At 40.6% G+C, this 22,901-nt stretch carries 15 protein-coding genes; 11 read left to right on the forward strand and 4 right to left on the reverse strand.

The genetic code is table 11. The annotated features are described in order from the left end of the window. Window positions 1-243: 243 nt before the first annotated feature. A complete protein-coding gene (locus tag GGQ60_RS15165) occupies window positions 244-747 on the reverse strand; it encodes a hypothetical protein (protein ID WP_183765974.1) in 504 nt (167 codons plus the stop codon). A 388-nt stretch (window positions 748-1,135) separates the two neighbouring features. Between GGQ60_RS15165 and GGQ60_RS15170 the strand changes: the two genes are divergently transcribed. Then, entirely contained in the window at window positions 1,136-1,480 is a 345-nt protein-coding gene (locus GGQ60_RS15170; RefSeq protein ID WP_183765976.1) for a four-helix bundle copper-binding protein, read from the forward strand. 56 nt (window positions 1,481-1,536) lie between these two features. Here GGQ60_RS15170 and GGQ60_RS15175 read toward each other — a convergent pair whose 3' ends face one another. Next, on the reverse strand, window positions 1,537-3,081 hold the full coding sequence (locus tag GGQ60_RS15175; RefSeq protein ID WP_183765978.1) for a trypsin-like peptidase domain-containing protein: 1,545 nt from the start codon (window positions 3,079-3,081) through the stop codon (window positions 1,537-1,539). Window positions 3,082-3,396: 315 nt separating this feature from the next. Between GGQ60_RS15175 and dapF the strand changes: the two genes are divergently transcribed. The 5 genes from dapF to GGQ60_RS15200 all read left to right on the forward strand — a co-directional run bounded on the left by dapF (window position 3,397) and on the right by GGQ60_RS15200 (window position 14,175). Beyond that, window positions 3,397-4,179 (forward strand): diaminopimelate epimerase, encoded by a 783-nt coding sequence (gene dapF / locus GGQ60_RS15180; RefSeq protein ID WP_183765980.1) that lies wholly within the window; start codon window positions 3,397-3,399, stop codon window positions 4,177-4,179. A gap of 408 nt (window positions 4,180-4,587) precedes the next feature. Further along, a complete protein-coding gene (locus tag GGQ60_RS15185) occupies window positions 4,588-5,757 on the forward strand; it encodes an efflux RND transporter periplasmic adaptor subunit (protein ID WP_183765982.1) in 1,170 nt (389 codons plus the stop codon). Between the two features lie 48 nt (window positions 5,758-5,805). Continuing rightward, window positions 5,806-8,988 carry an efflux RND transporter permease subunit gene (locus GGQ60_RS15190; protein ID WP_183765984.1) on the forward strand — a complete coding sequence of 1,061 codons (3,183 nt, stop codon included), beginning with the start codon at window positions 5,806-5,808 and terminating at the stop codon, window positions 8,986-8,988. A 10-nt stretch (window positions 8,989-8,998) separates the two neighbouring features. Beyond that, window positions 8,999-10,399 (forward strand): efflux transporter outer membrane subunit, encoded by a 1,401-nt coding sequence (locus GGQ60_RS15195; protein ID WP_183765986.1) that lies wholly within the window; start codon window positions 8,999-9,001, stop codon window positions 10,397-10,399. Between the two features lie 245 nt (window positions 10,400-10,644). Continuing rightward, complete coding sequence (locus GGQ60_RS15200; RefSeq protein WP_183765988.1) at window positions 10,645-14,175, forward strand: T9SS type B sorting domain-containing protein; 3,531 nt, start codon at window positions 10,645-10,647, stop codon at window positions 14,173-14,175. Here GGQ60_RS15200 and GGQ60_RS15205 read toward each other — a convergent pair. Next, complete coding sequence (locus tag GGQ60_RS15205) at window positions 14,172-15,182, reverse strand: PorP/SprF family type IX secretion system membrane protein (protein ID WP_183765990.1); 1,011 nt, start codon at window positions 15,180-15,182, stop codon at window positions 14,172-14,174. The genes GGQ60_RS15200 and GGQ60_RS15205 overlap by 4 nt on opposite strands. A gap of 293 nt (window positions 15,183-15,475) precedes the next feature. Here GGQ60_RS15205 and GGQ60_RS15210 point away from each other — a divergent pair, with 293 nt between their 5' ends. From GGQ60_RS15210 to GGQ60_RS15225, 4 genes are all read left to right on the forward strand, one after another. Beyond that, entirely contained in the window at window positions 15,476-18,367 is a 2,892-nt protein-coding gene (locus tag GGQ60_RS15210; protein WP_183765993.1) for a DEAD/DEAH box helicase, read from the forward strand. A gap of 326 nt (window positions 18,368-18,693) precedes the next feature. Further along, the gene (locus tag GGQ60_RS15215) at window positions 18,694-19,011 is read left to right on the forward strand and encodes a YgaP family membrane protein (protein WP_183765995.1); all 318 of its coding nucleotides are present in this window, start codon (window positions 18,694-18,696) and stop codon (window positions 19,009-19,011) included. A 65-nt stretch (window positions 19,012-19,076) separates the two neighbouring features. Continuing rightward, on the forward strand, window positions 19,077-19,859 hold the full coding sequence (locus GGQ60_RS15220) for a 3-keto-disaccharide hydrolase (protein WP_183765997.1): 783 nt from the start codon (window positions 19,077-19,079) through the stop codon (window positions 19,857-19,859). Between the two features lie 100 nt (window positions 19,860-19,959). Next, window positions 19,960-20,448 carry a TMEM175 family protein gene (locus tag GGQ60_RS15225; protein ID WP_229685130.1) on the forward strand — a complete coding sequence of 163 codons (489 nt, stop codon included), beginning with the start codon at window positions 19,960-19,962 and terminating at the stop codon, window positions 20,446-20,448. Between the two features lie 276 nt (window positions 20,449-20,724). On the opposite strand, the gene aat is transcribed toward GGQ60_RS15225, so the two are convergent. Next, on the reverse strand, window positions 20,725-21,357 hold the full coding sequence (gene aat / locus GGQ60_RS15230) for a leucyl/phenylalanyl-tRNA--protein transferase (RefSeq protein ID WP_183765999.1): 633 nt from the start codon (window positions 21,355-21,357) through the stop codon (window positions 20,725-20,727). 73 nt (window positions 21,358-21,430) lie between these two features. On the opposite strand from aat, the gene GGQ60_RS15235 reads away from it, so the two are divergent. Next, the gene (locus tag GGQ60_RS15235) at window positions 21,431-22,873 is read left to right on the forward strand and encodes a DUF1800 domain-containing protein (protein ID WP_183766001.1); all 1,443 of its coding nucleotides are present in this window, start codon (window positions 21,431-21,433) and stop codon (window positions 22,871-22,873) included. The last annotated feature ends 28 nt before the right edge of the window (window positions 22,874-22,901 follow it).

The raw sequence follows: 22,901 nt of genomic DNA on the forward strand, positions 1-22,901 counted from the left end.
ATTTAAATAAGGTCCAAATAGATTGACTATATGCCCTTTAGCTACCTTTTAAGCCTGAAGTTCACCCCATTAATACCCGATCCACCCCCCGGTTCTAACGGTAAATCAGGCTAAAAACTGACTTTCGTTCCGGTTTTCCAATCAAAAAAACATCGCCGGCGGCAAAAAAACACCTTGCCTTAATTGTTTTCTAATAGCGGATCACAGCGAAAAAGATAACCCTGCCACAGAATAAGTGTAAATTTAGCTGTAAACGAGGGTTTCTCGCTGCTCATAATTCACCGTCAGATTTTCGGTAATTTTTATTACCAGGGTTTCCTCTTCCTTACCACTATAGCTTAAAATCATTAAATCGCCGATGATTTCGTGCAGGATTAATTTCGGACTGGTATAGGTAATGGAAACTACATGAGCACCTTTATTCAGCAGGTCGGAATCATAGATATGTAATTCAGCCCAATCAAAAAGTACCGGGCGCTCTTCGAGATCGCTTAATACCGGCATTTTACCTTCTAATGCCGTGATATTGTTCATTACTGCGTATTGCAATTTCTGGTGCAAAGCATTCGCTTTACTATTGGCCTGCTGCATTTGCGAGAAAGTATGCAGGTGCCGGTCTAGGCTGTATATTTTTGATCTTTTTTGAAATTCTTTATAGGTATCGTGAAATATGCGTCTTTCAAAATCGGTTCTGCACATGAAATTAAAATATTGTACTACGCTGAGGTTGATGTGAGCTAAAGCCATAATAATAACACGGTTTGGGTTGTTGATTCAAATATGGAACAATAAAAAAAATTAATCGACAGAATATCGGTAAACACTGATTATCAATCGGTAAACAACTAAGCTAAATCATGATTATGAAAAACGGATGAATATTGGTTTGCGTATAACAAACATTACTGATCCGTGAAGATTTAAGGTATTTTAACAATTAAGCCCTGCAAATGCCTGATGATACCTCAGGGCAACTGCCGATAGTCACTAATCCATAGAACAGGGCATCTGGCATCCCCGGATATGTTCTCCATGTTCATGCCAATAAAAAGAACAAGCCGTTCATTTTTTAAAACCCTTTTATGGCCAGAGGGTTATTATTATACAAAACATTTATAACTAAATAATTACCGATATGGAAACGAGAAACAACCATGGTTTAATCCAGGCTTTATTGGATTGTGCGTTAGCATGCGAACATTGTGCTTCATCGTGTTTGAAGGAAGAAGATATTAACATGATGGTTGAGTGCATTAAACTCGACCGGGATTGTGCAGACATCTGTACCCAGGCGGCCAGGTTATTGCAGAGAGAGTCAGTTATTGCCCATCAATACCTGTTGCTTTGCGAGAAAATATGCAGGCTTTGTGCGGAGGAATGCAGCAAACATGACCATGAACATTGCAGACAATGTGCAGTAGCCTGTGAAGAATGTGCGGAGGCCTGCCATGCCCACCATGAACCGATCAATCAGGACTAAAAAGAAAAGCCTCCTGACGAAAATCAGGAGGCTTTATCAAAATTGATTACAACCAACTATTGTGCAGGGAAACTGTAGTTATACGAACCTTGCTCACCAACACCGGAAATACTCACCATGTTGTTTCTGCCTAAAGGCAATGCTTTTTGAACATCAGCCACAGAATTTACCGGTTGTCCGTTTACTTTGGTGATAATTAAACCTTTTTCTACCCCAATATTATCGAAAGCTTTGCCAGTAGTAACCGATGTTACCACCACACCACTGTTAATTCCATATTTCGATTTTTGTGCCTGGGTAGCCGGAGCGAAAGTTGCACCTAATTTACTTACCTCAGCACCTTTGCTTGCATTATTATTTGCAGTTAAACCTACACTGGCTTCGCCTTTAAGGGTAACAGTATAATCTTTTAAGGCGCCATCACGTAATATTGTCAATTTAACTTTATCACCAGGGTTTAAACGGCCAACTCTTTCCTGAAGATCAGGAGAATCGTTAATTACAACTCCGTCAACTTTTTTGATTACGTCGCCAGCTTTGATGCCTGCCGCAGCAGCACCACCACCAGGAACTACATCATTTACATATAAGCCACTGATTTCGTTTGTTTTAATGCCTTCTGGTTTTTCTTCGCCACTTAACGGCACGAAATTAACACCGATATAACCACGTTTTACCGATCCGTATTTCATAAAATCGTCAACGATTTTACGGGCAAGGTTAACCGGGATCGCAAATCCATACCCTTGGTTATAACCACTTTGTGAAGCAATTGCCGAGTTGATCCCTACAAGTTCGCCATTTGCATTTACTAAAGCACCACCGCTGTTACCCGGGTTAATGGCCGCATCAGTCTGGATAAATGATTCGATACTGGTGTTTGCCGGACGATCTGGTCTCTTACCAGTACGTTGATATTCACGGTACTCTTCTTCTGTGATCTCGTTACCTTGTTGTTCGCGGCCGATAATACCGATACTACGGTTTTTGGCACTTACAATACCTGCAGTTACTGTTGTATTTAAATCCAGCGGGAAACCGACAGCCAAAACCCACTCTCCTACCTGAACATTATCAGAGTTACCCATTTTCACTACAGGTAAACCTGTTGCATTTACTTTAATTAAAGCCAGGTCGGTATTTGGATCGCGGCCGATTACTTTCGCCTCCACCTTACGTCTGTCTGTTAATACCACCTCAACCTTCTCTGCATTTTCTACCACGTGATTGTTGGTTACGATATAACCATCCTGACTGATAATTACACCCGAACCTGATGCCGCTCTTGGCTGACGCTGCATCCGGCCGCCACCACCAAAGAAATCTTCCATCATATCAAACGGAGAAGAGCTTCTGCCGCCGCTTTGTGCGGCGTAAGTGGTTTTAATGTGCACCACACCCGGAGCTACAGCTGCCGCCGCCTGAGTAAAATCGGCTGTACCTGCAGATGATACTTTTAGTGGATTATTGGCAAAATATAAGTTCTGTTTTTCAGAAATTGTACTGCCAGTTTGATTACGCTCAAATAGTTTGTAACCTCCTATTGCTGCTGCCCCACCTATAAAAGCAGCCAACACGGTAATTCCTAATATCTTTTTCATGTTTCTGTATATTATTTTTTAAAGTCATGATAATAATATAAGCCAATTGCTAGCTAATTGTTTGTTAGCTTATCATATTTCATTTCTTAAATGTTATAATTAGCAAGAGCATATTCATTTTGATTTAAGCAGCGTGCTCCAGCAGTTTTTATCTGCTCAAATTTTCTTTAGTAAATTTATTCAAATTTAATACCATATAAACGATATTTGCATCCTCAAAGCACTTAGTTTTGTGTTAAAAAATGTTAAATTAAAAAACACAAACCGCTTATTACCTTTTGCAACTCGAATATTGCATAAAAAAATGAAGCTTTCATGAAAATTAATTTTTATAAATACCAGGGCGCAGGCAACGATTTTATTTTAATAGACCACACATCCGGTCCGTTAAAAAACATTGACAATCAACTAGTTGAACAATTATGTCATAGAAGATTTGGCATTGGTGCAGATGGATTAATGTTCATTACAAAGCACGAAAATTACGATTTTGAAATGCATTATTTTAATGCTGATGGTAAGCTGGGCAGCATGTGCGGAAATGGTGGCCGGTGTATCGTTGCTTTTGCCAAACAACTGGGCATGATTGATCGTGAAACCAACTTTTTGGCAGTAGACGGGCCTCACTATGCCAGAATTTCAGAAAATGGCGAATGGGTTGACCTACAGATGATTGATGTAGACACCATTACCAAAGATGGTGAAGCTTACGTGCTTAATACCGGTTCGCCACATTACGTGGCTTTACAGAGCGGATTGAAAGACCTGGATGTTTTTACTGCAGGAAAAAATATACGTTATAATGCCACTTATGCAGAAAAAGGAATAAACGTAAATTTTGTTGAGGATAAAGGCGACCATTTGTTTGTACGTACCTACGAGCGTGGCGTTGAAGATGAAACTTATGCTTGTGGTACCGGAGTAACAGCAGTTGCCATGGCTATGGCAAAACATAAAAACCAAACCGGCCATATTAAAACTGACATTAAGGTTTTGGGCGGAGATATTAAAATAGAATTCGACTACGATGGCAAAGCATTTACCAATGTATTTTTATGCGGACCGGCCAAATTGGTTTTTGAGGGAGACGTAGACTAGTCCTGTAGATTTCCTGGAGCCCACAAGTTTTGGCCGCCACACCAATATCCCGTATAAAATATACAACACCAACGCTTTCTGTTTGCTAAAATAAACAGGATTAATCGTTTAAAAAATGCATTAATACAAGCGATTTTAACACCATTTAACATCTGTCGCAAGATATTTACACATCGTTTTCAGCAAGAAAAAACCAACTTAACCAACTAAAAAACAGCTATTTAAACTCTTCCAGGCACATTTACATTCAAAATATAAATCAATCGATTGATTAAATTGACAGAATTTGGACGGATTTATTTTTGGTTAGGCTCTATTTTTGGGCGTTTATTGGCACGAATTGAAGTTCTATATTTTAACGACGCCCTTAATTCCGGAAATTTAAATTTATACACACAGAAATAACCCATGAGAAAAGTAACAACTCTCTTTTTTAGCCTGAGCATTGGTATGCTTTTAGTATCCTGCGGAAATAATGATGCAGCTAAAAAAGCTGCTGCCTCTGCAGCAGCTGGCCCTCAAGCCTATCCGGTTTTTACCGTAAGTACACAAAACACCACTTTAGATTCTGATTATCCGGCAACGATTGAAGGTATTCAAAATATCGACATCCGCCCAAAAGTTGATGGTTTTATCGAAAAGATTTTTGTAGATGAAGGCGCAGTGGTTAAAAAAGGCCAGTTACTTTTCACGATTAATGCACCTCAATACGAACAACAGGTACGCACAGCAAGGGCTGCCATCAGTAGTGCAGAAGCAGATGTTAACGCAGCCCAGTTAACCGTAAATAAAACGAGGCCCTTGGTAGAGAAAGATATTATCAGTAAGTATGATCTTGATGCCGCTCAATTAACACTCCAAAGCAGGAAGGCAGCATTGGCACAGGCAAAAGCCGAACTGGTGAATGCCCAGGTTAACTTAGGTTACACCTCTGTTAAAAGCCCGGTTGATGGTGTAGTTGGCAGCATCCCTTTCAGAAATGGAAGTTTGGTAAGCAGTACCAGTACACAGCCGTTAACTACAGTATCTAACATATCGAAGGTTTATGCCTACTTTTCTTTAAACGAGAAACAGCTTTTAGATTTTTCTAAAACCTACAAAGGAAAAACCCTAGCAGAGCAAATGAAAAATATTCCGCCGGTTAGCCTGGTTTTAGCAGATGGAACAGTTTATGCACAAAATGGCAAGATCGAATCCATCAACGGGCAGATTAATACCAGTACAGGTTCTGCAAGTTTAAGGGCAACCTTCCCCAATCCTACTTCTTTATTAAAAAATGGTGCAAGTGCATCTGTAAGGATTCCTCAGCACATCGAAAATGCAATTTTAGTCCCTCAAAAATCAACCATTGATCTGCAGGGCAAAAAATTTGTCTATGTTTTAGGCGATTCGGCTAAAATTACCAGTACCGAGATCGAAATTATGGATTTGGCCAAAGGAAAGTTCTATGTAGTAACAAAGGGGCTTAAAGCCGGAGACAAAGTTGTTCTGGAAGGCTTCCAATCGTTAAAAGATGGAACAAAAATCAAACCTGAAGAAAAAAGCGCCGATTCAGTTTATGCTGATATCAAGAAATAGCAATATAACCTTGCCAATTACACGATAGCATTGTAATCAATATTAATTATGTTTAAGAAATTTATAGAAAGACCGGTTTTATCAACGGTTATATCCATTATCATCGTTATACTCGGTGTTTTAGGTTTAGCTACGTTACCGGTTTCACAATATCCGGAAATTGCCCCGCCAACGGTGCAGGTTTCTACCTCATACCAGGGTGCAAATGCCGATGTGGTTATGAACAGTGTTGTTGTTCCGCTGGAAGAGCAGATCAACGGTGTGGAAGACATGACCTACATGACTTCCAGTGCCAGTAATGATGGTACCGCCACTATTACCGTAAACTTTAAACTGGGTACCAACCCCGATCTGGCAGCGGTAAACGTACAGAACAGGGTTGCACGGGCAACCAGTTTATTACCTGCAGAGGTAACCAGATCAGGAGTTATTACCGCTAAAAGGCAGGCGAGTAACGTACTGATATTTGGTTTGTACAGCGACGACCCTTCTTACGATCAGAAGTTTTTGCAGAACTACGCCAACATCAACATCATCCCGCAGATTAAACGTATTAATGGTGTAGGTGATGCCAGTGCATTCGGAACGTTGGATTATACCATGCGTATCTGGTTAAAACCTGATGTGATGGCAACCTACGGATTGGTTCCGAACGATATTAATGTTGCGCTTGCCGATCAGAATGTGGAGGCGGCGCCAGGTCAGTTTGGTGAGCTTGGTAATCAGGCATTTCAATATACCTTAAAATATACGGGCAGGTTAAAAGATGAGACGCAGTTTGGTAACATTATTATCCGCACTACCGATAACGGCCAGATACTCCGTTTAAAAGACATTGCAAGAATTGAATTAGGTGCACAGAGTTATGCCAGTTCAGTTAAATTTAACGGTAAACAGGCGCTGGGTATCGCCATTAACCAAACAGCCGGTTCTAATGCAAAAGAGGTAATCGAAAACTCCATTAAAACCCTCGATGAAGCTCAAAAATCTTTTCCGAAGGGTGTGCACTACTCAACCCTGGTTAATGTAAACGACTTTTTGGATGCCTCTATTGAAAAGGTGCTTCATACCCTGATCGAAGCATTCATTTTAGTGTTCCTGGTGGTGTTTATCTTCTTACAGGATTTCCGTTCAACCCTGATTCCGGCAATCAGTGTGCCGGTGGCGATTATAGGAACATTTTTCTTCCTGAGTTTATTTGGTTTTACCATCAACCTGCTAACCCTCTTCGCCCTCGTGCTTGCCATTGGTATTGTGGTGGATGATGCAATTGTGGTTGTAGAGGCTGTACATGCCAAGCTAGATGAAGGTTATACCGATGCCAAAAAGGCAACCATAGATGCAATGGACGATATCAGTGGAGCGATTATTTCGATCACCCTGGTCATGGCTGCCGTATTTATTCCCGTGAGTTTTATCTCTGGATCATCAGGCGTGTTTTATAAGCAATTTGGTTTAACGCTGGCCATTTCGATCATTTTATCGGCCATTAACGCCTTAACCTTAAGCCCGGCATTATGTGCTTTATTCTTAAAGCCGCATAAAGAAGAGCATGAAAAATCTAAAAACTTTTTAACCCGTTTTTACAGTGCTTTTAATACTTCATTCGATGCCGTAACCGGAAAATATAAAAAATCGATCGGCTTTCTATCCAGGAAAAAATGGATTGTTGGATTAGCCATTGCCTTCTTCGCGGTAGCATTGGTCTGGACGATGAACACCACACCTAAGGGTTTCGTACCGAATGAGGATTTGGGAACCATAATGAGCGATATTTCATTACCGGCAGGAACTTCTCAAGAGGAAACCAGCGTTATAATTACCAAAATCGATAGTATTGCGCACCAAATTCCTGAAATTAAAAATACCCTGAGGGTTGTTGGCCGTAGTATGATCAGTGGTTCGGGCAGTTCGTATGGTATGGTAATTTCGCGTTTAATCCCATGGGATGAACGTAAAGGCCGTGATGTAAAAACGATAATCGGCGAATTGTTTGCCAAAACAGCAGGCATTAAAGGAGCCAAAATAATTTTCTTTGCCCCGCCAACGATCCAGGGTTTTGGTACCAGCGGAGGTTTTGAATTTCAGTTACAGGATAAAACCGGTGGGGATATTAAAAAATTCAACGAAATCGGAAATGGATTTTTGGCCGCATTGAGTAAACGTCCTGAGATCCAATACGCTTCTACTTCTTTTAATCCAAATTTCCCGCAATACCAGATTGATGTAAATGTGGCAAAGGTTAAACAGGCCGGCTTAACGGTTAGCGATGTATTGGGAGTAATGCAGGGTTATTATGGTGGTGTTTATGCCTCCAACTTTAACAAATTCGGTAAACAGTTTAGGGTAATGTTCCAGGCTGATGCCCAATACCGTGCAAATGAGCAGACATTAACCCGCATTTTTGTTAGAAATTCATCAGGAGAAATGGCTCCGGTATCCGAGTTTATTACTTTAACCAAAGTATACGGTCCGCAAGCTATTTCGCGCTTTAATTTGTTTACTTCAATTTCGGTAACCGGTAATCCAAATGCGGGCTACAGTTCGGGTGATGCTTTAAAAGCTGTTCAGGAAGAAGCCGCTAAAAATCTTCCTGCAGGATACGGCTACGAATTTTCGGGTCTGTCACGCGAGGAGATGGCAGGCGGAAGTCAGACAGTTTTCATCTTTTTACTTTGCGTAATCTTCGTGTATTTCCTGCTTGCTGCACAATACGAAAGTTATATATTGCCGTTAGCGGTTTTATTCTCCTTACCGGTTGGTTTAGCAGGTGTATTCATTTTTGATAAAATTTTTGGGGTTGACAATAACATTTATACGCAGATTACCCTGATCATGCTTGTTGGACTGCTTGCCAAAAATGCCATTTTGATTGTTGAATATGCAGTAGACAGGAGAAGAAAAGGAATGAATATTGCCAATGCAGCAATTGATGGCGCAACGGCACGTTTACGTCCTATTTTGATGACCTCTTTCGCTTTTATTCTGGGATTATTACCGCTGATGTTATCGTCAGGTGTTGGCGCGGCAGGTAATACCTCCATCGGAACAGGTGCTGTAGGCGGTATGTTGATCGGAACAATTTTCGGGGTCTTTGTAATCCCGGCCCTGTTTATCGTATTCCAGTCCTTACAGGAGCGCATCAGTAATAAATCACCTTTTAACGAAGGCATTGACCGTGAACAAACGCCAGAGGAATATGAATTGGCAACCGCGAACAGCAAACATTAATATGAAGAAAATGAATTTTAGATATAAGCATTCCATTTTAACCGGCTTAGCCATTGTTGCCCTGAGTGCCTGCGTAACTAAAAAATACGAACGCCCCCAGTTAAAGAGCGAGGGTTTATACCGCGACAATAACACAACAGATACCACTACCATGGCAGATCTGCAGTGGAAAACGTTGTTTTCAGACACCACCTTACAATCGTTGATCCAACAGGGATTAAATGAAAATTTAGACTTGAAACAAGCGATCGAGAGGATCAAAATTGCAGAAGCGACCTTAATACAGAGTCGTGGTGCACTATTGCCAAGCTTACAGGCTGATGTAAACGTAACCGATAATAAACAATCGCAGGCCTCCTTAAACTTTCCTCCAGGGATTAACATTAATTTAGAAACCCAAACCTATAAAGCACAGTTGAGCACCAGCTGGGAAGCTGATATATGGGGAAAGCTTAGCAGTGCAAAACGCGGGGCCTATGCAACTTTACTGCAAACTGATGCAGCAAAAAGAGCGGTTCAGACGCAATTAATTGCCACCATTGCAAATAACTATTATTCCCTATTGGCGCTCGATAAGCAATTGGCCATTACCGAGCAAACCATTAAAGTGAGGACGCAGGACGTGGAAACCATGAAAGAACTAAAACAAGGGGCTGTGGTAAACGGTGCGGCGGTTGTACAGAGCGAGGCCAATTTATATGCTGCCCAGGTAACCTTGCCCGATTTAAAAAGAAGCATTAAGGAAGCCGAAAATGCATTGAGTGTTTTGGTCGCCAAAGCACCAGATGCAATTAAACGCACCACCTTAGATCAGCAGACCCCTTATGCGAATTTACAAACCGGTGTTTCTGCACAACTGTTAAAAAACCGTCCGGATGTGATTGCTGCTGAATTTGGTTTTAGATCAGCTTTCGAAAATACCAACGTAGCCAAAGCTTATTTTTATCCCGCTTTAACCATTACCGCAACCGGAGGGTTATCTAGTCTGCAATTACAGGATTTCTTCAGCAAATCCATCTTCTATAACTTAGTAGGTGGTTTAACGCAGCCAATTTTTGCAAAAGGTGCCAATAAGGCCCGTTTAAAAACTGCAGAAGCCAATCAACAGATTGCCCTCTACACGTTCCAACAAACACTTTTAACCGGTGGACAGGAAGTATCAAATGCTTTATATGCTTACCAAACCGCTGCTGAAAAAGAGGAAACCAGGGCAAAACAGATCGCATCGTTAACCAAAGCAGTTGATTTTACCAAGGAGTTGTTACGTTACAGCTCAGCAACCAATTATACTGATGTATTAACTTCAGAACAAAGTTTGCTAAGTGCTCAATTAAGCGGTATTAACGATCGTTTACAAAAATTACAGGCGGTGGTAAACTTGTACCGCGCGTTAGGCGGAGGCTGGAAATAAGCAATAATTAAATAAGCACATTGAAGGCATTCTGATTTTCAGGATGCCTTTTTTCATTCTATGGCATACGTTTCAACATTCTACAGCGTTTTTTTTGTCATCCTGAGCACAGCGAAAGATCTTTCTGGCGAACTTGGCAGTAAAAAAAGATGACACCTAATTTTCAGAAAAATTAATGTAGGTTTGTGAACTAAAACCCTAGCCACTAAACTTTTATTTGTATTTTGGCTACACCAAACAATTTTATGCGTCTCTCAAAACTACTGTCCCTATTTTTGGGCTTATTTTTTCTTAATAATATTTACGCTCAAACTTATGTGGTTACCAGTAATGCCGATAGCGGCCCTGGAACATTAAGGGAAGGCTTAACACAGGCCGCTATAGCCAATAGGACCACTACCTATACCATCAATTTTAACTTACCTGGTAACCCAAGCGATAATGCCAACCGTACCATAAGGTTACGTTCTGCTTTACCCGTTGTTTCTTCTAACGTGATTATCGATGGCAGCTCGCAAACAGCATGGCCAGTACTTGGTGTTTCGGGAGCGAAAGTAATTTTAGAGCCTGAATATCCCAACAGCACCTTTTCGGGTTTAACAATCGGCCAATCTTTAGACACTCAAATTCAGACCACAGGTGTAGAAGTTTATGGCTTGTATATCAGAAATTTCGCTACCATCACCAATTTACAAAATGTAAATACAGCACAGGGGTCAGGTATTGTGATCGACTACCGTGCAAATAACATTACCATTGGCGCACCTGGGAAAGGGAACGTAATTGGAGGGAATATTAACGGTATAGCCATTCGGAACAACTATATTTATTCAAATATAACCGCTACAAAAATTAATATCCAATCAAATTTAATCGGGGTAATATATGATGGGATCACCCCGAACACCAATGTTATCGGTATCTCTGCTAATTTATACGACAGTGCTTTGGATATTGGTGGCGATAATGCCGGCCAAGGTAACGTAATTGCCGCAAACCGAATCAATTTAGATATTACTCGCTCATCTTATTCTACCGCGGCAAGATTCGACATCAATATCATCAACAACAAAATCGGGGTCGATTATACGGGTAAAAAAGATTTTCATGAGCTACCTATTTTTCTCTCTTCCTCTTCCTTAGAAATAGCAGGTTTAAAGGTCAATGCGGTTAATACAGCACTTTATGTTCGCAATAATATTATTGGGGGGAATAGAACCACCGGTGTTTCGATTACCAATTCGGATTTTATTTTAACGGGCAATGCAATTGGAACAGATGCCGCCGGAGCTGTAATAATGGGCAATGGCATCGGTGTTAAAATAGAAACTGGTGCAGGTGGAACTATAGGTGGGGCAACGACTACTGAAACAAACTTAATTGCCAATAACAGCTTTGGGGTTGAAACTGTATCGTCAAAACCAGTAAAAATAACCAGGAATAGTTTTTTTTGTAACAGAACATTTGGGATTGGGAAAACCCTGACTATCCTTCAGCCCTATATTCAAATCCTCAAAAAAAGAAACGATTATGTTTCTGGTAGGGCTACACCAAACGCTGAAGTAGAACTGTTTTATACCGTAAACTGCCAGGGCATCTGTGAGGGTAAAACTTATATTGCCACGGTACAGGCTGGTAGTGACGGCCGATGGGAATACAATGGCAGCCTTAGCGGAATGGTTACTGCAACTGCCAGCTTGTTGAATGCCACAACTTCTCCATTTTCAACTGCAGAGTTATTGGCAAATGAAGCGATAGTAGAACCCGTAACCTGCAACGCCAATGGCTCAATCACCATCTCTGAACCGCGTGAGGGATTTACCTTCAGCTGGGTAAAGATAGAAACTGATGGCAGCCGTGTACCTAAAGGAAATACGCAAAGTATTGCTAATTTAGAAGTTGGTACTTACGAAGTAACGGTTGATGATGGTTGTAAAGCATTTCCAACTGTATTCATTATTAAAGATCAGAAGTTAACTAAACCAACTATTTTACCAATAAATCCGGTATGTGGGCAAACTTCTTTTACTTTTACTGCAGAAGTTTTAAGAGGAAAAGGAGTTTTAAAATACGAATGGATCAATACTGCGACAAATACAGTAGTAAGCAGGAGCAATCCAGCTACTTTACCCGAAGGTACTTATTACGTTAAAGTATCTGATGAGGCGAGTTGCTCATTGGATTCAGACCCAATTACCGTTAAAAGGAAGCCACAACCGAAAATAAGCGGACCAACATCAAACATTCCAGCTGCTTGTGGCAAAGAAAATGGAAGCCTAACAGGCTTTACAATTACCGATGCCACAGGAACTTTAAGTTACAAATGGTTCAAATACGATGCCGATGGAAAGCTCGGCACAGACGTCATTTCCGATAAGCTCGATCTGGTAAATGTAGGGGGAGGCAGATATAGTCTCTCTGTATATGATGAAGGCCCATGTTCTCCTGCTCCTGCTCAAACTTATTTCATAAGTACTTACAGCGATGTCGCCATTAATGGCGGATCGATTTTACCAGCCAGATGCGGGGTTAATAATGGTGTTATAGATAATGTTTCTATCGTAAATGCCGATACTTACGAGTGGTTAGATCCTGCCAAACAGCGTATTATAAAGGGAGTATACTCGCCAGGCATGTCAATCAAAATCTCGAACTTAGCACCTGGCACTTACACCTTGGTTGCCAGCAACTCTCTATATACCTGTACCAAAGAATTAACTTTTAGGGTGGACGCATTAACACCAACTGTTTACACCTTTACACCAACAGTAAATAACACCACCTGTGGATTAATTAATGGAAATATTAGTCTAAACTTTAGCTCAGTTCTTCCAACATCCTATAAATGGGTAGATGAATCAGGTACAACCATTAATGGATCAATCAAAACCGCAACTACAATTGAACTCAAAAACCTGCCAGGCGGTAACTACAGAATGTTTGCTTACGATATTAATAATTGCGAAACCATCTTAGGGCCATATCCCGTAAATGTTACCCCTCTACTTACCATTGTGCCTAATACCGGAACTGCAATTAAAGATGGTTGCTCTTTGCAGAGAGGTTCTGTTACAGGCGTTCAGGTCATTGGCGGTGTACCTGGTTACGATTTTAAATGGATAAATGAAAAAGGCGAGGCTATTCAATTTACACAGGATTTAACCAACATAGGTGCTGGCACCTACCGCTTGGAAGTGAAAGACAAAACAAGCTGTGGTTATGCCATTAGTGAGCCTTTTACCATAGTTGATGAATCTTTTAAAATCCTGGCTCCGGTTATACATGATTTACGTGTTTGCTACGTTTCTGATATTGTACTGCCCGTAATCGCTCCAGAAGAAGGCACTTATCAGTTGTTCGAAAAGCTTGACGATATCAAGCCATTTTTAGAAAGTACTACAGGTGTATTCAAATTTAAAGTGGCTAAAACCGCTGATTATTTTGTCCGCAGAAAACTCGGTTCCTGTACCAGCGAATTTACCAAAGTGCATGTAGAAGTAACACATGATAACCTGGAGATTACCAACACCATGACTCCAAATGGCGACGGCATGAACGATGTTTGGCAAGTACGTGGCTTACCCGATTTTAAAGGCACTAATATCAAAGTTTATACCCGTGGTGGTCAGTTGGTTTACGAATCTATCGGAAATTACAACAAACCATTTGATGGCCGTTTCAGGGATAAGGAATTACCGGCAGGTGTTTATTATTATGTAATCGATTTACGTGCCGAATGCAAACCACTAGGCGGCAGCATTACACTTTTGCGTTAAAACTGTCTGCTCGGGCAGGCTACCTGATAGCGGTTATTTAACAAAATGCCCAGTACAATTTCATGGGTACCATTATTTACCGAGCGCAAACCTGAAGTATTTACATCATATGAATAGCTCAGGTTTACCAGTGAGGCTACGTTAAATCCTGCCAGAAGCGAAAAAGAATCATTGTTCCTGAAACTTGTACCTAGCCAGAATTTGTCTTTATAGGCAAATTTCAGGTTGGCATCAAATGCGGCAGGCGCATTGGCCCAATAAGTAATCAATGCAGATGGAATCATGGCGATATCTTCATCCAGGAATATTTTATAACCAGCAGTTCCGTAAAAAGTTGCTGCCTGGTAAGCATCAATTCTAATTTTATTGCCTACAACACTACTCTTATTACCAATTAGCTGCTTGGCCGAAAGCCCTGCAAAAAACCTCGGGCTGTACAGCCAGATACCGGCGCCGATATCAGGTCTGATTTTATTATTATAATCGGCTGAAAATAACGGGTCTCCAGATTCGTCTGCAACAATTCCTCGTACATCCATATTGATCGATTTAAACCCTGCAGATAAACCTAACGACAAATTGATTTCGTTAGTAAGACCAAGATGATAAGCATAGGTTACACTCACATTAGTCTGCCTGATCAATCCCGCTTTATCCGTCATTGCTACAAGGCCGATACCATGATGTGGCTCAGCAGCCGTGTAATTGTTTACAAAACTCCTGCTCATCGGATTTTCGCCATTGCCAGCAAACGAGTTTACATTACTGCGTACAAAATCTTCGCCAATGGCAGTACTTAAAGAAAGGTATTGTGTGCTTGGTGAGCCTTCCAAACCGCTCCACTGTTTACGCAAACCGATCTTTAAATCGGTATAGTTATCAATACCCGATAAAGCAGGGTTTAGCAGGATATTGTTAAAAATATATTGGGTACTCCGTGGAGTTTCCTGTCCATAGCCAGAAAAAAACAGACAAGTGAACACAGAGAGCGCGTAAAAAAACTTCATTTAAGTTGGAATGATGCGTTAACTGACTGATAATAACATGCCTACCAATCAAAGGCCTAAGATAATAAGTTGTTGGCAATTATAAAGTATTAATATTGCTTGGAAAGCCAAATATTTCAGCATTGCAATTAATACCCCCCTAATTAAACTGCTGCCCCAGGCTGGTTTTTCAGTGCAGATTAAAAATTCATAATTTTTATCCCAAAAATGGTCAGTTCTTTTGATGTATTCGCAAAATATTGTAAGTTTAAAGTTTTTTAAGCGCTTAGCTTACCAAAATTTTAAACCAATCAATGTTACGTGTCGATAGTTCTAAAGCCTGTAAAGTGGTGTACTCTTTGTGCAAACATGAGTACCTTGGCTATCTAATTGAACCACACGTAGTTCAGCTTAACCCCCAAGGCGATTTTTCTTTTACCTACCAAAGAATTTTTACTCATACCGCCGAAGAATTTAAAGCCTGTTTAAGCGATATCGATTATAAACTGATCAAAATTTTAGACGACATTGAGCAGGATTCGCTGATTAAAAAATATTACAAGAAACTAATAAGGCCAACCGAGTTTTTCACCAAAGTTTTCGATGATAAATTCTATGAGAATGTGCGTCCGAAAATTGAGAAGAAGCTCGCCGAAGCCTTAGAGCTTTTAAAGGTTAAGAATGAGCTCTATGTAATGGATAAAGATGGCTGGCCGGTTGAGCGTAAAATTGAACTTGCCGGCGAACCGGCGTCTATCCTTTTCCACTTCAGGAGGAATGAAACCGAAACGCGCTACTTCCCTACTATCAAGTACCAGAACCTGCGCATTGAATTTATGTTTAAAGAAGCACAGATCATCAGCAACAAACCTGCCTGGTTATTGCTTAACGATGTATTGTACTTTTTTGATCAGGATATCGAAGGAAAAAAATTACAGCCTTTTCTGAACAAACGTTACATTGCCATCCCGAAAACTACCGAAGCGACCTACTTCGAAAAGTTTGTAGCGCCTTTAATCGAAAAACACCATGTATATGCAGAGGGTTTCGAAATCAGGACTGAACAGTTCGAGGCCACACCAGTAATCAAGATTTTATATGTTGATGGCGGTCTTTCGCAGATACAGCTGTACTTTAAATATGGTGAATATACTTTTCCGGTCGAAAATGCGCATAAAGTAACCGTACGTTTAGAAAAAACAGCCGATAACTATATTTTCCACCGGATAAAACGCTCGGCAGACTGGGAGAAAAAACAATTTAACCTGCTTTTATCCCTGGGTCTTAAAAAGACAAGCTCACTATTCAGCAACCTGGAAGTAGTCTCGGCCGAAGAAAACCCGAGTTACGCTGCCATAAACTGGGTAAATGAGCATATTGAAATATTACAGGCTTCGGGCTTTGAAATTGAACAAGCTACCGGACAAAAGAAATTTGTGTTTGGGGCAAGCAAAATCGATCTTCAGGTTAAAGAAGAAAATGATTGGTTCGATATTCATGCTGTAGTTTGGTTTGGCAAATACCAGATTCCTTTTCTCTCTTTAAAACAGCACATCCTGCATAAAAAGCGCGAATTTCTATTACCCGATGGTGAAGTAGCCATTATTCCGGATAAATGGTTTACGCAATACGGCAGTTTATTTAGTTTGGCTGAAGCCGGCAAAAGTTTAAAGCTCAAGAAGCACCACATCGGCTTAATCAACGATCTGGCTGAAGATAGCCTGGCCAATGTAACCCTAGAGCGCAAGCTTCAGCGCTTATCTGATTTTGAGGATATCGCCGATACGCAGATGCCCGCCAATTTTAAAGGCAGTTTGCGCGATTACCAGAAAGCCGGCTACAACTGGTTTAGCTTTTTGCGCGAATACAATTTCGGTGGTTGCCTTGCAGATGATATGGGTTTGGGTAAAACCATCCAAACGCTGGCCATGCTGCAAAAAGTAAAAGAGGATGATCAGGCACAGGGCCTGCGAACTTCCTCGCTCATTATCATGCCCACCTCTTTAATTTACAACTGGTTAACAGAGGCCAAAAAATTTACACCAAAGCTTAAAATACTGGCGCATACAGGGAGCAACAGAAATAAGGATGTTGCTAATTTTGCGAATTACGACATTATTATTACCACCTATGGGGTAACCAGGGTAGATGTAGATGAATTGAAAAATTTCTATTTCAATTACATCATTCTGGATGAAAGCCAGAACATTAAAAACCCTGCTTCCAAATCGTTCAAAGCCGTTAGAAGCCTTAAATCGAAACACCGTTTAATTTTGAGCGGTACACCGGTAGAAAATTCGGTTAGCGATTTATGGTCGCAGTTAACTTTTTTAAATCCTGGCCTGTTAGGAACCCAGGCCTTCTTTTTTGAAGAATACGTGCAGGCTATTGAAAAGAAAAAGGATGAAGAAAAAGCACGTAAACTGCAATCCATTATCAAACCTTTTGTGCTGCGCAGAACGAAAGAGCAGGTAGCTGCAGAATTGCCTCCTAAAACTGAACAGGTAATTTATTGCGATATGAGCGAAGACCAGGCGGCCTACTACGAAAAAACCAAATCGGCCTACCGCAATGATCTCTTACAGAGCATGGATGATGGAACTTTTGCACAAAAACAGGTGCAGCTTTTGCAAGGATTAACAGCCTTACGTCAGTTGGCCAACCACCCTGTAATGATAGATGGAGAGTACCTTTCCGATTCGGGAAAATTTGAAAACGTGATCCATACTTTAGATAACGTGCTTAAGGGCGGGCATAAGGTTCTGGTTTTTTCACAATTTGTAAAACACCTCGATATCTTTAAAAAACATTTTGAGACCGAAAACATTTCATTTGCTTATTTAGATGGAGCCACACGTAACCGTGGCGAAATTGTAGCCGAATTTCAGCAAAATATCGATTTGAAAGTGTTCCTGATTTCAATAAAGGCGGGCGGTGTTGGCTTAAACTTAACACAGGCCGATTACGTTTTCATTCTCGATCCATGGTGGAACCCCGCCGTAGAACAACAAGCTATAGACAGGACACACCGCATTGGGCAGGATAAAAAGGTTTTTATCTATAAATTCATCGCCAAAGACACCGTTGAAGAGAAAATTTTAGCCTTGCAAAACCGCAAAAAGTCACTGGCCAATTCACTCATCACCACTGAGGAGAGTTTCTTTAAATCGTTGAGTAAGGACGATATCCGGGAGATCCTGAACTAATAGAAGCAGCTTACCATGCCCCGAAATTCGTCGGCCGGAACCTGGTGTCAGCGAGCTATCTGAAGGTAATTTATTTCAAGGCTCTCCAGGGCTCAACACCAAAAGATGCTGATCTAAACCTGATGGCTGTCCGGCCAGCAAGGCCATAAGCTCAAGATCCTATGTTATCACCAAAAGAGATTCTTCATTACGTTCAGAATGACAGGATTACTTAATGCCTCATAGGTCTCAGGTGGTGAAATAATCGTTATTAGTTCAACAATTTAAATTACTTCAAACTCATTCCCTCCCAACTTGTTATAATGTAGAACACAAATTCTACCACCATGACAAATCAAGATTTTAATACTGCAGTAAATAATGTTAAAGAAGCCTGGAAATATCCCGAACTATTTCAGAACGTATCCCAATCCGAACGTTGGTTATCTGGTGTTACAGGTACCTATTTATTGTTTAAAGGCATTACAAGTATTTTTTCGCACCCTGTAATTGGGTTAACCGGCGCTGCCATTGGTGCCGGCCTGTTATACCGCGGTATTACCGGTTATTGTCCCATGCGCGACCTGGCAGAGCAAAGCAAAGAGGGTATTGCCCCTGATGAAGTGATTATAAGTGAAACCTATGTTGTTGATGATTTGGGGTAATATTTTAAATACTAAATTTCCATTTCTTAATAAACTGGTTAACTTTAAAAAGTTAAACCACAATTATGAACAAGTACACACTTTTATTTATTCCTGTTTTATTTGCAGGGCAGGCTATGGCACAGGATAAAAAACCAGATCCAGCCAAAGACCCAAAAACCACCGAGGTTTGGGAACCCGTACCAAAGGTTGTTACACCGGGCAAATTACCTCAGGATGCCCCTTCTGATGCGATTATTCTTTTTAATGGTCGCAATTTAGATGCTTGGCATTCAGTTAAAGATCCGTCAAAACCAGCCGCATGGACCGTAGACGATGGATTTTTTACCGTAAAAAAAGGCACAGGAAATATCGAAACCAATAAAAAATTTACCGATTACCAACTGCATTTGGAATGGAAAATTCCTGAAAACATTTCTGGCGAAGGGCAGGCGCGTGGAAACAGCGGTATATTTTTAGCTTCAACCGGCGGTGGTGATGATGGCTATGAAATCCAGATTTTAGATGTTTATAACAACAAAACCTATGTAAACGGACAAACAGGCAGCATTTATAAACAAGCGATTCCATTAGCCAATGCCAACAAAAAGCCGGGCGAATGGCAATATTATGATATCATTTGGAATGCACCACGTTTTAACGAGGATGGAACCGTACAAAAACCAGCAAGTGTTACAGTATTCTTAAATGGAGTACTTTTACAAAATGGTTTTGTATTAAAAGGTGCGACGAGGTATATCGGTGCTCCTGAATATAAAAAACATGGGCCTTCTTCGATCAAATTACAGGATCATGGCGACCCAAGCCCTGCCATTAGCTTCAGGAACATTTGGGTGAGAGAATTATAATTTCCATAAAACAACAATAAGGAACCTGCAGGGCAAAAGCCTGCAGGTTTTGTTTTATCAAATAATTTGATTGATAATTGTAGTAAATCTCAGGTATTTTATGAACAAAGGCAGATTGGAAGCTTTTAGTGATGGTGTAATCGCCATTATCATCACCATTATGGTTCTGGAGATTAAAGTGCCAGAACATGGCGAAACTTTAGCTACCTTAAAGCCATTGATTCCCAAATTCATCAGTTACATCCTAAGTTTCATTTATGTTGGCATTTACTGGAATAACCATCACCATTTATTACATGCCGTTAAAAAAGTAAACGGATCAATGCTTTGGGCCAACCTGAATTTCCTTTTTTGGCTTTCGCTATTTCCGTTTACGGCAGGCTGGATGGGTGAACACCACTTTGCCTTATGGCCCGTTATTACCTATGGCACGGTGCTACTTCTTGCTGCTATTTCATATACTTTATTGGTGATTATTATTAAAAAAACCGAAGGGCAACACTCTTTAGTGGTGCATGCCATTGGCAATGATACCAAAGGGAAGCTTTCACTGCCCTTCTATATTGCCGGTATCGGATTAAGCTTATAAACCCCTGGATTGGTTTTGCACTTTATTTCCTGGTGGCCTGTATTTGGTTTATTCCCGACAGAAGAATTGAAAACGCCATACGTGAGCAAAGTTTAATTGATGACAATAAACACTAACATAAAGTTTTAACACCATCAATCATATTAAATAGTACCCAACCGTTATAACGCCCTTACCTGCTAATTCTAACGGGAAATCGAAATCGCTACTCCTGGTTTATTGAGCAAAGGCCGAAAGAAAAATTTAATTCTACCACGATAAACCCAAGCTTTAGCATTAGGGTGCCTGAAGCATTTCCAGATACAATTCCCGGCTGATCATTTCGGCACCCAAACTCATTAAATGATCATTTGGCAACTGGCAATCGATTAAATCGATATTCATTTTGCTTAAAAAGATAAGGGCAGCTTTTGAACTATTACTGACATGACTAAACATGCTTTCTCCACAAAATACGCGGTTAAACTTAATGCCATATAAACCGCCCACCAATGTACCGCCCTGCCAAACTTCTACACTGTGTGCATAGCCCTGCTGATGAAGGTTGATGTAAGCCTGCTGCATTTCGTTGGTTATCCAGGTCCCATCCTGCCCTTTCCTTTCCGTAGTTGCACAGTTTCTGATCACTTCTGCAAAAGCCTGGTTAAAAGTAATTTCGAAAACCTTCTGCTTTAAAATTTTACGCATGCTTTTGCTGACTTTAATTTTAGACGGGTATATCACACACCGTTCGTGCGGCGAATACCATAGGATCGGTTCGCCTTCGCTAAACCATGGGAATATGCCATTAGAATAAGCAATCAACAATCTTTCCATACTCAGATCTCCACCAATGGCCAGCAAACCATCCTCTTCTGCCAGGGCCGGGTCAGGAAAGCCCGGATTGTCGTCTAGTAACTGAAAAAACATAGACAAAAATAAGAAAGAAAACAAAGATTAAACCCTGGCGTTTTAAATAAGTCATACTGTAAAACAGTTCATTATGAGCGCAAAAGATAATTTTTTAAAAGTAAAACATCTTTACAACCGGGCGGGTTTCGGAGTTTCTTATACCGACTTACAAAAATTAAGCAAAAAACGACTTGATAAGGTGGTTGATAACTTGCTTAAAGATTCTCAAAAAGACGATCCAATTAATTTGGTAAATGATTTTGAATCAAAACGACAGCTTTTGGTACAGGCAGGCTTATATGCTAAAAAAGACCTGACAGATGATGAAAAGAAAATGCGTCAGCAGATTATAAGAGAACAAAACGAAGTAAGCCGCGACCTCAATATTGCCTTCATAACCAAAATGATCAATACAGATGCTCCATTGAGGGAAAAGATGACACTCTTTTGGCATGGACATTTTGCCTGTCGCAGCAACAACCCGTTTTTTGCACAGCAACTAAACAATATTCAAAGAAAAAATGCCCTGGGAAGCTTTAAAACCTTATTGGTTGAAGTTTCGAAGTCGCCAGCGATGCTGCAATACCTGAACAACCAGCAGAATAGAAAGGGTAAACCTAATGAGAATTTTGCCCGCGAACTTATGGAACTTTTTACCTTAGGAAGGGGAAATTATTCAGAACAGGATATTAAAGAATCTGCCCGGGCTTTTACCGGCTGGATGTATGACAAGGATGGTTCTTTTATTTTTAGGGAAAACCTGCATGATACAGGAACCAAGACCTTTTTCGGTAAAATCGGGAATTTTGAAGGCGAAAACATTATCGACATCATTCTCGAAAAACCGGAAACCGCACAGTTTATTGCCTGGAAAGTATATAAATTCTTTGTTAATGACAGCCCAAATGAGGCACATGTTAAAGAACTCGCCACACATTTTTACAATTCGAAATACGACATCGCCTCGATGATGAAAAAAATGTTTACTTCCGATTGGTTCTATAGCCCCGAAAATGTAGGTACAAAAATTAAATCACCGGCCGAATTTTTGGTAGGCTTAAGTCGCGAGTTTTATGTTACCTATAACAAACCACAGGTTTTAATTCAGTTGCAGAGCAGTTTAGGCCAATATTTATTTAATCCACCCAATGTAGCCGGCTGGCCGGGCGGACAAAGCTGGATTGATAGTTCGTCGTTAATGCTGCGGATGCGTATCCCTTCTCTTGTTTTAAATGATGGAGAAATTGATTTTAGCGGTAAAGCCGATCCTGAAGATGAAGCAGTAATAGCCCTAAGCCGGACAGCTACCACCAAGGCAAATGCCAATATGAAACCAAAATCGTATGTAAATGCTAGTGTTGACTGGCCTAAATTTTTAAACACCTTGCCTAAGGGCTTAACACCATTGGCCCTTACCGAGTTTTTATTACAGCCAAAATTAAACGATAAAATTACGACCATGGTAAGTGATAATAAGGGACTTCGGAGTACCGCGGTTGAGATTACGAGCATGCCGGAGTACCAATTGTGTTAAAATGCTGTGGGTTAATGGTTAAATGGCT

Origin of the sequence: Pedobacter zeae, assembly GCF_014196715.1 — a bacterium.
Classification (GTDB): domain Bacteria; phylum Bacteroidota; class Bacteroidia; order Sphingobacteriales; family Sphingobacteriaceae; genus Pedobacter; species Pedobacter zeae.